At 44.2% G+C, this 15,631-nt stretch carries 12 protein-coding genes and 1 pseudogene; 7 read left to right on the top strand and 6 right to left on the bottom strand.

What is annotated here, in order from left to right:
* Window positions 1–51 precede the first annotated feature (51 nt).
* The 4 genes from fusA (at window position 52) to HWQ23_RS18910 (ending at window position 4,723) form a co-directional block, all read left to right on the top strand.
* Window positions 52–2,130: an elongation factor G gene (gene fusA, locus HWQ23_RS18925; RefSeq protein ID WP_292831098.1), complete on the top strand. Its 2,079-nt coding sequence runs from the start codon at window positions 52–54 to the stop codon at window positions 2,128–2,130.
* A 23-nt stretch (window positions 2,131–2,153) separates the two neighbouring features.
* On the top strand, window positions 2,154–3,383 hold the full coding sequence (tuf, locus tag HWQ23_RS18920) for an elongation factor Tu (protein ID WP_292831095.1): 1,230 nt from the start codon (window positions 2,154–2,156) through the stop codon (window positions 3,381–3,383).
* A gap of 183 nt (window positions 3,384–3,566) precedes the next feature.
* Window positions 3,567–3,884 carry a 30S ribosomal protein S10 gene (gene rpsJ, locus HWQ23_RS18915; protein ID WP_008232935.1) on the top strand — a complete coding sequence of 106 codons (318 nt, stop codon included), beginning with the start codon at window positions 3,567–3,569 and terminating at the stop codon, window positions 3,882–3,884.
* 191 nt (window positions 3,885–4,075) lie between these two features.
* Window positions 4,076–4,723, top strand: coding sequence for an LON peptidase substrate-binding domain-containing protein (locus tag HWQ23_RS18910; RefSeq protein WP_292831093.1), 648 nt, complete (start codon window positions 4,076–4,078; stop codon window positions 4,721–4,723).
* Window positions 4,724–4,913: 190 nt separating this feature from the next.
* Here the strand turns inward: HWQ23_RS18910 and pheA are convergent, their stop codons facing one another.
* Entirely contained in the window at window positions 4,914–5,789 is an 876-nt protein-coding gene (gene pheA / locus HWQ23_RS18905; protein ID WP_292831090.1) for a prephenate dehydratase, read from the bottom strand.
* A 563-nt stretch (window positions 5,790–6,352) separates the two neighbouring features.
* Between pheA and HWQ23_RS18900 the strand changes: the two genes are divergently transcribed.
* Window positions 6,353–6,940: a DUF1997 domain-containing protein gene (locus tag HWQ23_RS18900; protein WP_292831087.1), complete on the top strand. Its 588-nt coding sequence runs from the start codon at window positions 6,353–6,355 to the stop codon at window positions 6,938–6,940.
* 8 nt (window positions 6,941–6,948) lie between these two features.
* Here HWQ23_RS18900 and HWQ23_RS18895 read toward each other — a convergent pair whose 3' ends face one another.
* From HWQ23_RS18895 to HWQ23_RS18880, 4 genes are all read right to left on the bottom strand, one after another.
* A complete protein-coding gene (locus tag HWQ23_RS18895; RefSeq protein WP_292831084.1) occupies window positions 6,949–7,605 on the bottom strand; it encodes a ribonuclease HII in 657 nt (218 codons plus the stop codon).
* An 8-nt stretch (window positions 7,606–7,613) separates the two neighbouring features.
* Window positions 7,614–9,767 carry a ribonuclease E gene (gene rne, locus HWQ23_RS18890; RefSeq protein WP_292831081.1) on the bottom strand — a complete coding sequence of 718 codons (2,154 nt, stop codon included), beginning with the start codon at window positions 9,765–9,767 and terminating at the stop codon, window positions 7,614–7,616.
* A gap of 827 nt (window positions 9,768–10,594) precedes the next feature.
* Window positions 10,595–13,285 carry a TIGR03960 family B12-binding radical SAM protein gene (locus HWQ23_RS18885; RefSeq protein ID WP_292831078.1) on the bottom strand — a complete coding sequence of 897 codons (2,691 nt, stop codon included), beginning with the start codon at window positions 13,283–13,285 and terminating at the stop codon, window positions 10,595–10,597.
* A 148-nt stretch (window positions 13,286–13,433) separates the two neighbouring features.
* On the bottom strand, window positions 13,434–13,763 hold the full coding sequence (locus HWQ23_RS18880) for an STAS domain-containing protein (RefSeq protein WP_292831075.1): 330 nt from the start codon (window positions 13,761–13,763) through the stop codon (window positions 13,434–13,436).
* 468 nt (window positions 13,764–14,231) lie between these two features.
* Between HWQ23_RS18880 and HWQ23_RS18875 the strand changes: the two genes are divergently transcribed.
* Both HWQ23_RS18875 and HWQ23_RS18870 read left to right on the top strand, forming a co-directional pair.
* Window positions 14,232–14,435, top strand: coding sequence for a hypothetical protein (locus tag HWQ23_RS18875; RefSeq protein WP_292763530.1), 204 nt, complete (start codon window positions 14,232–14,234; stop codon window positions 14,433–14,435).
* 399 nt (window positions 14,436–14,834) lie between these two features.
* Window positions 14,835–15,077: pseudogene (locus tag HWQ23_RS18870) on the top strand (aminotransferase class I/II-fold pyridoxal phosphate-dependent enzyme); the annotation flags it as partial.
* A gap of 7 nt (window positions 15,078–15,084) precedes the next feature.
* Here HWQ23_RS18870 and HWQ23_RS18865 read toward each other — a convergent pair.
* The gene (locus tag HWQ23_RS18865) at window positions 15,085–15,450 is read right to left on the bottom strand and encodes a hypothetical protein (RefSeq protein WP_292831072.1); all 366 of its coding nucleotides are present in this window, start codon (window positions 15,448–15,450) and stop codon (window positions 15,085–15,087) included.
* Window positions 15,451–15,631 lie beyond the last annotated feature (181 nt).

The raw sequence follows: 15,631 nt of genomic DNA, 5'->3' as shown, positions 1-15,631 counted from the left end.
ACAAAGAGTAATATACAAGATATCATGAGGCAAAAACTATAGGAGGTAGCTGTGGCACGCACGATCCCGCTAGATAAAGTACGCAACATTGGTATTGCGGCGCATATAGATGCGGGCAAAACAACAACAACAGAGAGAATATTATTTTACTCTGGGATAATTCATAAAATTGGCGAAGTTCATGAAGGAACTGCCGTCACAGACTGGATGGAGCAGGAGCGGGAGCGAGGAATTACCATTACTGCTGCTGCTATAAGTACCAGTTGGAAAGATCATCAAATTAACATTATCGATACTCCGGGTCACGTAGACTTCACAATTGAAGTTGAGCGTTCCATGCGCGTGTTGGATGGTGTAATCGCAGTATTTTGTTCTGTGGGCGGCGTGCAACCGCAGTCCGAGACAGTGTGGCGGCAAGCAGAACGCTACAAAGTTCCTCGGATAGCCTTTATCAACAAGATGGATCGCACCGGAGCGAACTTTTATAAAGTTCACGATCAGATCCGCGATCGCCTGCGGGCAAATGCGATCGCCATTCAACTACCAATTGGTAGTGAAAACGACTTCCGAGGTATCGTTGACCTAGTACGGCAACGTGCGTATGTTTACGCCAATGACCAAGGTACTGATATCCAGGAAACCGATATTCCGGAAGAATTGCAAGCGCAGGTAGACGAATTCCGCACCAAGCTCATAGAAGCCGCAGCAGAAACCGATGATGCTCTGATGGCTAAGTACTTCGATGGCGAAGAACTTACAGAACAGGAAGTTCGGACTGCCCTGCGTAAAGGCACAATTGCGGGGACAATTGTACCAGTACTTTGCGGTTCAGCATTCAAAAACAAAGGCGTACAGTTGATGCTGGATGCCGTTGTAGATTACCTACCAGCGCCAAGTGAAGTACCGCCAATTCAAGGCTTACTGCCGAATGGCGATACTGTTGAGCGGCGAGCTGATGACAGCGAACCCCTAGCGGCTCTAGCATTCAAGATTATGGCTGACCCTTACGGTCGCCTGACATTTGTTCGCGTTTATTCTGGTGTCCTGAAAAAGGGCAGCTACGTTCTCAACGCTAGTAAGAATAAAAAAGAACGGATTTCCCGCTTAGTTCTAATGAAGGCAGATGACCGGCAAGATGTCGATGAACTGCGGGCGGGTGATTTAGGAGCAGCTCTGGGATTGAAAGACACCTTGACAGGTGACACCCTCTGTGATGATGGATCGCCAGTAATTCTGGAATCCCTATTCATTCCTGAGCCTGTGATCTCGGTGGCGGTTGAACCCAAAACCAAGAACGACATGGACAAGCTGTCCAAGGCTCTGCAATCTCTCTCAGAAGAAGACCCCACCTTCCGTGTCCGCGTCGATCCGGAAACAAACCAAACCGTGATCGCGGGGATGGGAGAGCTACACCTAGAAATTCTAGTAGACCGGATGTTACGAGAATTCAAGGTGGAAGCGAATGTAGGTGCGCCGCAAGTAGCTTACCGAGAAACAATTCGGAAAGCTGTGAACAAAGTTGAGGGCAAATTCATTCGCCAAAGTGGTGGTAAAGGCCAATACGGTCACGTTGTGATCAATTTGGAGCCTGGAGAACCCGGTACTGGCTTTGAATTCGTCTCCAAAATTGCTGGCGGTACAGTACCTAAAGAGTACGTTGGCCCCGCAGAACAAGGAATGAAAGAAAGCTGCGAATCCGGTGTACTAGCTGGATATCCGTTGATTGACGTCAAAGCGACGCTAATTGATGGGTCATACCACGATGTAGACTCTTCGGAAATGGCTTTCAAAATCGCTGGCTCAATGGCGATGAAAGAGGCTGTGCTGAAAGCTTCACCCGTTCTCTTAGAGCCTATGATGAAAGTTGAGGTTGAAGTTCCTGAAGACTATATCGGGAACGTCATCGGTGACCTCATCTCCCGTCGAGGGCAGATTGAAAGCCAAAGCACCGAACAGGGAATCGCTAAGGTCGCATCCAAAGTTCCACTGGCGACCATGTTTGGCTACGCCACTGATATACGGTCAAAGACCCAAGGTCGGGGTATCTTCACGATGGAGTTCAGCCACTACGAAGAGGTGCCTCGCAGCGTAGCTGAAACTATCATTGCAAAAAGCAAAGGGAACGCTTAGTTAAAATAAGGAAATGAGCATTCATGGCACGCGCAAAGTTTGAAAGGAATAAACCCCACATCAATATCGGTACTATTGGCCACGTTGACCACGGTAAAACTACGTTAACAGCAGCCATCACTATGACCTTGGCAGCTATGGGTCAGGCTATAGCTAAGGGCTACGATCAAATCGATAACGCGCCAGAAGAAAAGGCACGGGGTATTACCATTAATACGGCTCACGTTGAGTATGAAACCGCAAATCGGCACTATGCTCACGTAGACTGTCCTGGACACGCTGACTATGTGAAGAACATGATCACCGGCGCTGCCCAGATGGATGGTGGCATCCTCGTAGTAGCTGCTACCGATGGACCTATGCCCCAAACCCGCGAACACATCCTGTTGGCAAAACAGGTCGGCGTTCCCAGTCTGGTTGTCTTCTTGAACAAGGAAGACTTGATGGATGACCCAGAACTCCTGGAACTAGTGGAACTGGAACTTCGAGAATTGCTTTCCAGCTACGATTTCCCTGGCGATGATATCCCGATTATCAAAGGATCTGGTTTGCAAGCCCTCGAAGCAATGGCCAAGAATCCCAAGACCCAACGGGGTGAAAATCCTTGGGTAGACAAAATCTACGAATTGATGGACGCTGTAGATTCTTTCATCCCCACCCCTGAGCGGGATGTTGATAAGCCCTTCCTCATGGCTGTAGAAGACGTATTCTCAATCACAGGTCGTGGTACTGTCGCCACCGGTCGGATTGAGCGGGGTATAGTCAAAGTCGGCGATAACGTTGAACTAGTGGGTATCAGAGATACTCGCGCCACTACCGTAACTGGTATTGAAATGTTCAAGAAGAGTCTTGACCAAGGTATGGCTGGGGACAATGCTGGCGTACTACTCCGGGGTATCCAGAAGGCTGATATTGAACGGGGTATGGTAATCGCCAAACCAGGTTCAATTAAACCTCACATTCAATTTGAAGGTGAAGTGTACGTTTTAACCGAAAAAGAAGGTGGCCGAAAGACTCCATTTTTCTCCGGCTACCGTCCCCAGTTCTACGTGCGGACAACTGATGTAACTGGTACCATCAAAGCCTTCACCTCTGATGATGGCAGTGAAGCCGAAATGGTCATGCCAGGCGATCGCATCAAGATGACAGTAGAATTGATCAACGCGATCGCTATTGAACAAGGAATGCGCTTCGCTATCCGCGAAGGTGGTCGCACCATCGGTGCTGGTGTCGTTTCCAAAATTCTGAAGTAGCACCTTTTTGCTCATAACGAAGGAGCAGAGATGGTATTTATTATGCCTCTCTGCTCCTTTCTCTTCCCTCTATAAATAAAGTAATAGGTTGCAGGGGACAGGTGATAGTTTTCTGTAACCTATAACTTGTAACCTTTAGCCTCTAACTACTCCCCTAATTACGCAGAACCTGGAAAATTAAAGATGGCAACTCTACAGCAGCAGAAGATTAGAATTCGCTTACAGGCTTTTGACCGCCGCCTATTAGATACATCTTGCGAGAAGATTGTAGATACCGCTAACCGCACCAATGCTACAGCTATAGGCCCAATTCCTTTACCAACAAAACGCCGGATCTATTGTGTGCTGCGATCGCCTCACGTAGATAAAGATTCACGGGAACACTTTGAAACCCGTACTCATCGCCGGATTATTGACATTTACCAGCCCTCTTCTAAAACTATTGATGCTCTAATGAAATTGGATTTACCATCGGGTGTAGATATCGAAGTCAAACTTTAATTAGTCATTAGTTATTAGTCATTAGTACTCAGACAAATCACTAGTGACATTAGTATGAATATTTACATAGCCCTGATGAAATATATCTCAGGGCTTTTATTTAGGTAGGAAACAAATGATAGAATGTAAACAAAGTACGGGAAAAGCAGAGAAAAATTATTTTTTAAGATTAAGTTTATATCAAGGTAACAATGACATCATCTTCTAAAATTGCAGTTCGCGAACTACCTCTGTTCCCGTTACCCGAAGTAGTTCTGTTTCCTACCAGGCCATTACCCCTACACATCTTTGAATTTCGCTACCGAATCATGATGAACACGATTTTGGAGAGCGATCGCAGGTTCGGTGTTTTGATGTTCGATCCTGTTAAAGGTACAATTGCAAACACTGGCTGTTGTGCAGAAATCGTTCATCACCAGCGTCTGCCAGATGATCGGATCAAGATGTTGACTTTAGGTCAGCAAAGATTTCGTGTATTAGAGTATGTTCGTGAAAAGCCATACCGCGTTGGCTTAGTGGAGTGGATTGAAGACCAACCGCCGACTAAAGATTTGCGACCTTTGTCTTCTGAGGTAGAACAACTAGTTCGAGATGTTGTGCGTCTGTCAGCCAAATTAACCGAACAAAATATCGAGTTGCCAGAAGATTTGCCTGATCTACCAACAGAATTATCTTATTGGGTAGCCAGTAATCTTTATGGTGTCGCCGCAGAGCAGCAGTTGTTGCTAGAAATGCAAGATACTGTAACTCGTCTAGAGCGGGAAGCAGAAATTTTAACTTCTACTCGTAATCACTTGGCAGCTCGCGCCGTTCTCAAAGACACATTTAATGAAAAATAATCAGTGAGGAGTCAGGGGTGAGGGGTGAGGGGTGAGGAGTGAGGAGTTAAGAGTTAGGAGTTAGGAGTTAGGAAGAAATAACAAAAAATAAAAGATTGACAACTTATAATTTATACTGCCTAACTGATAACTCCTAAATCCTAACTGATAATTCTTAACTCCTAATTGATAACCGAGAATTCCTCACTTCTCAAGTAACAGCGTTGATCGGCAAAACATTGTAAACGCCAAGAATTTTTAAAATTTCTGTGTGGATAGTTAATTCTGCTAAAGCAGATTGCATTTGTGCTTCCTTGGCATCCGCTTCTAAATCGATGAAAAACAAGTATTCGCCTAGCGATCGCTTCGTCGGACGAGATTCAATCCGACTGAGGTTAATCCCTAGTTGAGCAAATATTTGCAAAGGTTTGACCAATGCTCCAGGTGTATTAGCAGGCATACTAAAAGCCAGCGATGTCTGACTGGTAGGCACTTTTGATGTTTGGTATCCAGCCTCCGCTTCACCCTGACTTACCACCCAAAAACGAGTAAAGTTTTCTGGATAGTCATTAATACCACTAGCAAGTATCGGCAATTTGTAGATTTGGGCTGCTCTACTAGAGGCGATCGCTGCTGTTGTTGTTTCTTGCTCTAATCGCTGTAGTGCTTCGGTTGTGGAATTGCTAGGAATAATCTGTACAGTCGGGAGAAACCGCTCTAACCATCCCTGACATTGTGCCAAAGCTTGCGGGTGAGAGTAAACAGTTTTAATCTTATCTAAGCTAGACGCGCAAGAAATTAACGTATGGACAATGGGTAATACCAAAGCCAACTGAATTCGCAAACTGTCCAATTGCCATAGTGTATCCAGTGTTGTAGTCACACTCCCTTCAATAGAATTTTCCACTGGCACAACAGCCAAGTCGGCTTGACCATCAGCAACAGCGTGCAGTGATTGGGAGATGGTGAGATAAGGGCTTAATATAGCTTCAATTCCCGTACTTTTAGTCAACCAGTTGACATAAAAAACAGCTGCTTGTTCTGTGTAAGTGCCGGGAGGCCCTAAATGTGCGATCGATAAAGTCATGCATTTAGCCTTGAGTTGCGAGTTTAATCGGTAAACAGAGGTATGATACTTTGGTCTTGGCAAATATATCCAATATCTACTCTTACGCACTAAAGTAATAGACCTAAATATGTAAGTAAGTGGGCGGGAAAATTTATAAGTATGTAATATGTAAATTTAGCACACACCTCACAAATACCTTATTTCACCGTTTTACAAAACTAAACATATATTCGTTTTATCGTGCCTACTTACTTATCCAGAAAAACGAGTTATGGAAATCAGTCTTATAGCAGATAGATTTCCTGAGAGTTTTTTTGCTAAATTCTTATGAAGATTTAAGAGCAATTATATTGTTTTCTGACCAAATAACAATGCATCTTCTTGATTTTGTGTCAAGAGTTAAATCCTAATATATATTTATTGAACTAAAGATAATAATGAGCTTACCAAGTTTTTGCTAATCATGTATAGCTGATAAGCAATAATCATTTTTATGGTGAATAAATTTTCTACTTTTCTAATAATCAGAACTAAGTTGTTAAAAAATATTAAAATTAAGAAACAGATATTTTTATCCGCTCATGGCTACCCGGTTTACTGCCTCCCAATCGGTTGAAATTGCTGTTCCAGAGCAGCCTATTCCTATTCAGCACTACTTGCGTCAGCCTCAACGTCTGGTTAAGGCTTTGGTTGACAATAGCCGGATTCAGCAGCTTTCTGAGGAGGTATTTCGGTTGAAAATGCGTCCCCTAAGTTTTATGTCACTGAGTATTCAACCTACTGTAGACATGAGAGTTTGGGCAGAATCAAATGGAATAATTTATTTGCGATCGCTAGGCTGTGAAATCCTGGGTTTCGAGTATATTAACCAGCGCTTTACTCTCAATTTAAAAGGGCATTTGTCTCCTAAAGAGTTTAGCACTGGCACTCGCCTGCAAGGAATAGCTGATTTAGAAGTGCTGGTGGATTTTCCACCGCCATTTTCCTTCACTCCTAAGCCAATTTTAGAAGCTACTGGCAATGCTTTGCTCAAAAGCGTGCTGTTGTCGGTCAAGCAACGGTTATTAAATCAACTTTTGGCAGATTATCGCTACTGGGTGATATCACAAACCAAAGATAGAGGACTTGACGGTGATAATACTGAGTTACCAATCCTGAATGCTGAGTAACTATTTAATCACTCAATACCCAGATGTTTGATTTGGCAAGGACGAAAAGACTGACGATGTAAGGGCGAGGGCCCGTATTGTTGCAAAGCCAGCAAATGCCGCTGGCTACCATAACCCTTGTTACACTCCAAGTTATACATAGGGTATTTTAATGCTAGACGCATTACCAGTTCGTCACGCCAAACCTTAGCGACAATACTAGCAGAGGCAATAGCGAGCGATCGCTCGTCCCCTTTGATTATTGTTTGTTGCGGCAGTAGCAAGTTTTGGATTGACTGATTGCCATCAACCAGGCAGAGTGCAGGCTGTACCTTTAACTTCAGCACAGCCCGCTTCATTGCTAACAGCGTCGCTTGCAAAATATTTATCTTGTCAATTTCGGCAGTAGAAGCAAACCCAATTTTCCAGTCTATAGCCAGCCCACAAATTTGCTGCGCTAGCTGAGTTCTACGAAAACTAGATAACTTTTTACTGTCTTTAATTTTAGCTGCCATCAGTATTGGCAAAGCATGATCTGGTAGAATCACTGCTGCCGCCACCACAGGGCCAAATAGAGCACCTCGCCCGACTTCATCCACACCTGCAACCAATCCTGGAATTCCTGACAAGCTAGAAAACTCCAGCCAACTTGATTTTTCCAAGGGTGCTGGCGACGTTTCTACCATAAAGCAAATTAATTATCCTCGAGCGCGGAGGAACGACGGCGACGGCGACGGCTGGCAGTGGCGCTACTATTGGCTTCACTTTCATCTGCTACAGTGTTCCCGGCAGAGGCTTTCGCAGACAAGCGTCCCGAAGGGTTCGGCGTCAACTCCGATGGTTCAGTTGTCTCTTGTGTCTCTTCTATGAAAGATTTTTGTTCTGGTTCAATAACTTTTGGTGCTGGTATCTTGCTTGCGGTTATTTCAGGTGTTGCTTTTTGGGCAATAGCGGTTATTTCAGGTGTTGCTTTTTGGGCAATAGTTGATTCTGAGGTTGATTCAGTTGGGATCGTTGGCAGTTGACCGGGCTGAATCACATTAATAATCACAGACTTGGTATTTTTAACCTCTTGCTCTAACTTCACCAAGGGAGAGATTCCCATCAAGGCAAACATATCCTGTTCCTGGAGGCTCATTTCTACAGTTTTAATCTCCGGCGGTTCTACCACTGGTTTGACTGGCTCTGCCTTGGTAACTTTAATGCGCTCTACTCTTTCACTCCAACCTGGTTTACCAAGGGTGGGTGAGGGAATCTCTGGTACAACTCCTAGTTCTGGTTCCACATCAAGCTCTAAGTCTGCCTCGTTGACAAAAGCCAGGGGATTGGGAACAACACGAGCTTCATCTTTCCCGTTTAACCCATTGATGCCAATTCGACTGCGGCGAGTCCGGGTACGACGCTTATTATCATTAAGTTCTTGATAACTAGGATGATTGATCAGATTTAGATTACTCAATTCCGAGTCGCCGTCAAATGTTTCCCCAAATCCATCATAGGTTTCTCGTGGTTCCGGGGTGCGGGCAGATGGCTGACGTGGTTCTCGGTGAGGCAGGGATACAAAACGCTCACGCTCTGCTGTCTCTGTTAATATTGGTAATCGGTTTTCGATTTCTCCAGGCAGACGCACAGTATGCCCTAAACCGCCACAGGTGGGACAAATTTCACCAAACAATTCGTAAATGTTTTGGCCTTGACGCTTACGGGTCAGTTCTACTAAACCCAGTTCGGTGAGCTGGGCAATCTGGGGACGAGCTTTGTCTGCTTTGAGTGCTTTATTAAAGTGTTCGAGAACTTGCAGTTGGTCACGTCGCAATTCCATATCAATAAAATCAACGACGATTACCCCGGCAATATTCCGCAGACGCAACTGACGAGCAATTTCTGTTGCAGCTTCGCAGTTTGTCCACAAAACTGTTTCTCTAGCTGTTGCCGATCGCGTGAAGGAACCTGAGTTAACATCGATTACGGTCAATGCCTCAGTCGGCTCAATAATGACGTAGCCTCCAGAAGGTAGGTCTACTCTCGGTTTTAGGGCTTCTCTAATGGCGGGACTGATCCGGAAGTACTCTAATATTGGGGAGCGATCGCGATGATGGTCAATCAACAATCCCTGCGGTGTTTGACCTCCACTCCAGTTTTGCAAGTACTGTTTCACGCGCTTTAAACCAGTACTGGAATCCACGACAATCCGATTTACATCCGCGCCGTACATATCCCGCAATACTCGCTGGATAAAGTCATCGTCCCGATTCAGCAGTGCTGGAGCACGGGTGGACTGCGCTTCTAGCTGGATCGCCTCCCATTGCTTTTGCAGCACCTCCAAATCTTCCATAATCGCTTCTTCGGGTTTGCCTTCGGCTTCTGTACGCACAAGCAAACCCATTCCCGCCGGTTTGACTAAAATCGCCAGTGCCCGCAAGCGGTTGCGCTCACTTTCACTTTTAATTCGTCGGGATAAATTTACGCCCCTACCATAGGGCATCAGTACTACGTAGCGTCCAGGTAAGGTGATATTACCCGTGAGCCTGGGCCCTTTTGTCCCCGTTGGCTCTTTCATTACTTGCACCAAAACTTTCTGCTGTGGTGCTAGTAATTCTGTAATTGCCGCTGCGCTACGCTTTAGCTTCAATGGCCCTAAGTCAGTGACGTGAATAAAACCGTTACGCTCTGGGTCGCCAATATTGACAAAAGCCGCATCTATCCCAGGCAATACATTTTCTACTACTCCTAAGTAGATATCACCTATTTGATGATGACCTGTAGCAACAACGAGTTCCTGTATTTGATCTTCAGAAAAAACCGCAGCAATTTGGTGCTGCTCCGCGATGATAATTTGTTTTGGCATTCAATTTCCTCAAAAACTGGCGGCACCAATAGGTCTGGAGGTTTGTTATACCTTTGTTGTCCCTAAAACCCTTAAAAGGTGCTGCTGGTAATAAAAATCGCAAACTTGAGCTTCTAAGTTAAATAGCTATTGGCGCTCTTAAGAGCGTTTACACGGCTGCATATTATTTCAGCAATTAAATCAACCTCCGTGGTTGATTCGTGATGCAATACCCTCAATCAAGAGAGTTCTGAGTTGAAAGTTCTAAATCCTGAGTGAGCTTTTAACTCAGGATGCTTGATTTGAGAGTAACCTACTGAAGTCGTTAAGAAAAAGAAACTATTTCTATTTTCCATTCCCCAGATTTATCTTTAGGGTTATACTCAGCAACGCCAGTTGCTACCTTGCCTTAAGCTGCCCTAGCCTATGGCAAGCCGCCCTTTTTGCGTCTGTCAACGCCTAAAAGTCGGCATAACCGACGGCAGTTCCTTCAACTCTAGAAAAGTAATGCACTAGCTCTTGGGCACTACTGTAGATTAGACATTCAGCAGTTGTTTAAAAAGTATGGATTTAGAGAAGCTAACCGAGCCTGCTGTTAGTTACTGATTCACAAGGTAGCTATAGAGAGAGTGTTCTTTAATCTGCCTTTTGTTTATCCGGGATAAAATCCTAGAAGTTGCACTCTAATATGTATGCTTTCGTCCCCTGAATACCAGGGTAGTGAACCAGCTAATTTCAATGCAGCGCCAGAAAATTTCTCTTCACACTATTCTAACGCAACCTTGCTAAAAATCAATTCCTATGATCTGCGATGTTAGGACAACTACTAGCAAGCTGCCCTACAGGGATTATACCCCTAAAATTAGTCGATTGCGGTGGATGTGCAGGAGTTGAAATTCTACACTAGCCACTGACTCTAGCATAAACAGGATTTGTTCGGGACGCAATAGCAAACCGTCCTGGCGATAGCTACCTAAATAACGGATCACAGATGATATAGATTCTGCTTTGCTATTATGGGTTTCTACTAATTCCAGTTCAAATAAGCGATCGCGCAGATTTATTAACTGGCTCTCGCCTGACTTAGTTATTTGCTCGTACCAAAGTTCCTCTTTTGCTTTGATTGTATCAATCCAATTTTGCCATTGTATAGGTGTTGCTTCTTCAAGCGCTGCTACAGTAATCAAATACTCTGCGGACTCCAGCAGTTGGGTAGCGGCACTAGCTTTTAAATCTATCTGCTCCACATGATATATAGGTATGTCTGTGGGCATTTCACCAGCCAACTGTTCTCGGAAAGTCTCGACTGCCACTGGCACAGTTAACTCAAAATCTACTATTTCACCACTACTAGTAGCCCCTAAAGCCAAAGCAGTTGCTACAGAAATTCGCGGCATGGGATGGAACCCACCAGTGAAAGCGATTGGCAAGCTTGCTCGTCGCACAACTCGGTCAAACAGACGGATTAAATCTAGGTGGCTGATCAAAGCCATATTACCCTGTTTGCCAAACCAAACTCGCAGCCGTTGTGCCTTAGTTGGATTGGGGACAAACTCGCCAGCGAATTTTGGAATAGCGGGTGATTCAATCACGACGTTATGGCCAAAGTCGGTGCCACAGACACCACAGTGAGAACAACCTTCAAAAGAGCAGTCGGGTACAATTGTAGCTTCTAAGGCGCGTTGCAAGTCTTCTTTGAGCCACTTTTTCTCAATTCCGGTATCAATGTGATCCCAAGGGAGGGGAATATTCAGGGAGTGGGGAGTGGGGAGTGGGGAGTTAGGAGTTAGGAGTTGGGTATTTTCCGTATCTGCCGATCTCTTCTGCTCTTGTATATGAAACAAATTCCATTCACCATTTTCTACTTGGCGGTATTTCCAATCTAAACCGGCTTGAGCGATCGCAGACCCCCAAGCACTAAAAGCTTGATCTAAATTTTCGTACCAAGAATCCATACCTGCACCCAATTCCCAGGCGCGGCGCACTACTTTGCCCAAACTGCGATCGCCTCTTCCCACAAAATCTTCCATTGCCGAAATGCGGACATCGGTAAAATTTACCTTCACTCCTTTTATCCAACGGAATTCTTGCCGCAACAGGTTTTGTTTGCGCTTAAATTCAGTGGTAGAGACTGAATGCCACTGGAATGGTGTATGGGGCTTGGGCGTAAAGTTAGAAATTGTCAGGTTAAAGTTTAGGGGTTTTCTGCCTTTGCCCCGACATTCTCGCTGTAGCCAGCTTACAGTTTCCGCAATCCCCAAAACGTCAACATCCGTCTCACCCGGCAAGCCAATCATAAAATACAACTTTATTTTATCCCAGCCTTGCTCCCAAGCCGTTTTCACCCCCCGCAACAATTCTTCATTCGTCAAACCCTTATTCACGATGTCTCGCATCCGCTGAGTTCCAGCTTCTGGAGCAAAAGTCAATCCACCTTGGCGCGTACCTCCAAGGATATTGGCAATATTCTCATCAAATCTGTCTACCCGTTGGCTTGGTAGAGTCAAAGAAATATTTTCATTTTTTAGGCGATTTTTGATTTCCATCCCCACTGCTGGTAGGGACAAATAATCAGAACAACTCAGAGATAGGAGGGAAAACTCATTGTAACCAGTTGCTCGCATACCCTGTTCAATCGCTTCTACCACCTGATCCGGTTCTACATCCCGTGCTGGTCGAGTCAGCATTCCTGGTTGACAGAAACGACAGCCACGAGTGCAACCACGCCGAATCTCAATGGTCAAGCGGTCATGCACCGTTTCTACGTAGGGAACTAACCCAATGGAATATGCTGGTATGGGAGTTGCAACCCGTCGCAAAATTCGTTTTGGCACGTCTGGGCGACAAGGATCAACTGAGCCATCCTCTGCCATGTCGTAAAACTGGGGGACATATACGCCTGGTATCTGTGCCAAATCCAGTAACAGATGTTCCCGACTCAATCCTGCTTCTTTGCCTTCTGACAATACCAAACCAATTTCTGGCAGCAGTTCTTCTCCATCTCCAAGGGCGAAAAAGTCGAAGAAGTCGGCATAAGGCTCAGGATTTGATGTTGCTGTTTGCCCACCAGCAAAAATCAATGGAAACTGGGATTGGAGATTAGTAAATTCTCCCCCTGCTTGCCCTGCTTTTTGCCTCTCTCGCCACGTCAAGGGAATTCCAGCCAAATCCAACATTTCCAGGATATTAGTTGCACCCAGTTCATAACTGAGGCTAAAACCTAAAATGTCGAATTCTGTCAGCGATCGCTTTGACTCTACCGCAAACAATGGCGTATTAGTTTCGCGTAGTTTGGCTGCCAGGTCTTTTCCTGGGAGGTAGGCGCGATCGCACAATTGACGCGGTTGGGCATTCAAGATGTTATACAGGATGATGTGCCCTAAATTGGATGCACCGACTTCATATACTTCTGGGTAGGTTAACACCCAGCGTATTGCTGCCGTATCCCAAGGTTTGTGTACAGCTAAACGCTCATTACCCAGGTAACGCGCTGGTTTTAAAATATCCGATGTTATTAATCTTTCAACTGCAACAGCCACTGTGCTATCTTCTAGCTACCTTAATTACAGCTACTCAACACCAACCTTAGCATTGAATTAGGTCTTTTAACATACTTTCTCGTTGCAACTTACAACTCCTTTACATAAAGTCCACTTCTTAGCCGAACCTTTGTGCTTTTACATAAAGTTATGTTGCAGCCAACTCGGCTTCACTGTCTAATATTTCAAACACCCTGTCGAGTTGCGTTAGTTCAAAAATAATTCTAATTGACGGACTAACAGCACAAAGTCGGAAACCCCGTTCTAAACTCAGAGCTAGTTTGTGTATAGATAACAATGCCATTAACCCCGCGCTGTCTAAGGATTCTACTGCTACTAGGTCTACCACCAAGATGGAAATACCATTTTGTGCCAACGCTGTGGTCATATCTCGTTCAAATTCCAAGGCGTTTGCAGCATTCAAACAGCCTTGGGGGCGAATAACTGCAATCTTGGGATAGTTAAGCACTGCCTGCATAGTTACATCCTATTGATAATTGTTGAAGCGTCAAGCTAAGAATTATTTGAACATAAACTCTATTTTGTTGCATCGGCCATATGTCTTAGCTCTCTTTGCTGAATCTTTATTGCTTTTGTATCTCTGTTTAAAGATTGTTATAATTCCAGTTTAAAATGTGTTTATATATACTTTTTTTTTATCTCAGTTCAAAAACAATCAACATAGACAGCCATAGAGCAGACACCTCATCAGTAACCATGCTGATAAAACTTGCTTAGTCTATAACTAAAGCTAATTTAGCTAAGTCTTAAGGGTAAGTTAAATCTCCCACTTTAGCGTTGCTGATGGCATACGCCAGAGTTATAGCGCATTATCTATTAACTAATTGCGATGTGATATGGATCACTATAAATTAGTATTTAGATCACTGTTTATACTTAGAAAAATCTGGGATAATTAGTATCATATACAGTTGGGTTATTACTTATGAGAACTCAGTACGCTATTCGTAAATTGGTAGAAAAAGCTCTTGACATTAAAAAACTAACTCCTGAGATAGAAAATGAAATCAACTCAGAGCTGACGGAACTGGGTTACATTTCTGATGTTGATTACGAAGCCCTAGAATTATTAATGGCAGAGATGGATGCTGGTCGAATTCAGTTGGTTTCTAGCTGGGGATATTCTTAATTGCTTAGGCATAGAGGCTTTTTGGCTATATCCGATGAATTTGATTAAGACTGGAGCAATCAAGATTTCAAGTAGGTAAAACAAGTTTTAGTAAAGGCGCGATATGATTGTTTGTATTTTTCTATGAAGTCGATTATTTAAATACCTCAGGTGGCGTAAACTGTGCTAATAACCCTCTACATTGTGCATTCGTAGTAAATCGCCATGCAGTTCGCTAAAGTCCTAGAAAAAATTCCTCCCTATCTGTTTACTGAAATTGTCCACAAACAGAATGAACTCGTTGCCAAGGGAGTTGATAAGCTGTTCCACATTTAACTTGCATAATTAGGGCGGGCTTTCCGGCCCACCCCACAAGATTTTAATTAAATTTAGATATGTAAACTAGATGTGGAACAGCTTATCATTAATATGGCGATTGGCGATCGCGATAAACCTAGTTCCAGTCATATCCTCCAGGTAATGCATGAGGCAATTGACGACGCTGCCAACCACAATTATCCACTTTACCAAGGGACGAAAGAATTCCGAGAGACTGCGGCTAAGTCGATGGAAAGTCCGTTTGGGGTGACGGGGTTGAACCCGAATACAGAGGTTGTTTCTTCAATTGGTTCCAAGGAAGCAATTTATAATACTTTCAATGCCCAATGCTCTAATCCCTAATGCCCAATCCCTCTTGGTATGCTTGCCAAAGTTGGTGAATAAACTGATTGAGTTCCTGCTTTGCAGCTAAATCAGGTTCAGTTTTTGGTTCTTTTGCTAAAACTTGGCTCAAGAAGGTAATTACTTCTGTGTCTAAAGCTGGCCGAAATAAATTGGCAGGCCAAAGCAAGTCAGACGCATCTCGCAAATCGGTAATTAGGGGCGATTCTTGAATCAAAGTAACCATTAATAAAGGACGCACCCAGCACAACTGGCGGGAAACTACAAATTGAATGACTTCTGCATACAGATTCCTGTCGTCATGCTCTAAAGACACAATTTGTCCCGGTTGAAGAAAATCTAGGCTGATGTCCATGATTATGCAGTTTGGGCAGGGGCAAGGATTATTTTGCAACTTGCTTAATCTTAAAAGTCAAAATGCGCTACGTTTAAGGCAAGGTTCTGTAAGATTAAGGTAGCACTGTCAAGGCAACTATGTCTAAGAGGGTGTTTATAAAATAATTCTTAAGCAGGTGAGCTACTATGATTACGAGCTA

It is taken from the genome of Nostoc sp. JL33 (genome assembly GCF_017114985.1).
GTDB lineage: Bacteria > Cyanobacteriota > Cyanobacteriia > Cyanobacteriales > Nostocaceae > Nostoc.
Note: the sequence above shows the minus strand (reverse complement) of the source record. Positions and strands in the feature narration are given on the sequence as shown.

Bases quoted from the DNA above. Each gene is read 5' to 3' on its own strand.
- HWQ23_RS18865 (WP_292831072.1), bottom strand. From the start codon at position 15,450: ATGGACATCAGCCTAGATTTTCTTCAACCGGGACAAATTGTGTCTTTA.
- HWQ23_RS18910 (WP_292831093.1), top strand. From the start codon at position 4,076: ATGACATCATCTTCTAAAATTGCAGTTCGCGAACTACCTCTGTTCCCG.
- HWQ23_RS18880 (WP_292831075.1), bottom strand. From the start codon at position 13,763: ATGCAGGCAGTGCTTAACTATCCCAAGATTGCAGTTATTCGCCCCCAA.
- rne (WP_292831081.1), bottom strand. From the start codon at position 9,767: ATGCCAAAACAAATTATCATCGCGGAGCAGCACCAAATTGCTGCGGTT.
- HWQ23_RS18900 (WP_292831087.1), top strand. From the start codon at position 6,353: ATGGCTACCCGGTTTACTGCCTCCCAATCGGTTGAAATTGCTGTTCCA.
- HWQ23_RS18895 (WP_292831084.1), bottom strand. From the start codon at position 7,605: ATGGTAGAAACGTCGCCAGCACCCTTGGAAAAATCAAGTTGGCTGGAG.
- pheA (WP_292831090.1), bottom strand. From the start codon at position 5,789: ATGACTTTATCGATCGCACATTTAGGGCCTCCCGGCACTTACACAGAA.
- tuf (WP_292831095.1), top strand. From the start codon at position 2,154: ATGGCACGCGCAAAGTTTGAAAGGAATAAACCCCACATCAATATCGGT.
- HWQ23_RS18875 (WP_292763530.1), top strand. From the start codon at position 14,232: ATGAGAACTCAGTACGCTATTCGTAAATTGGTAGAAAAAGCTCTTGAC.
- rpsJ (WP_008232935.1), top strand. From the start codon at position 3,567: ATGGCAACTCTACAGCAGCAGAAGATTAGAATTCGCTTACAGGCTTTT.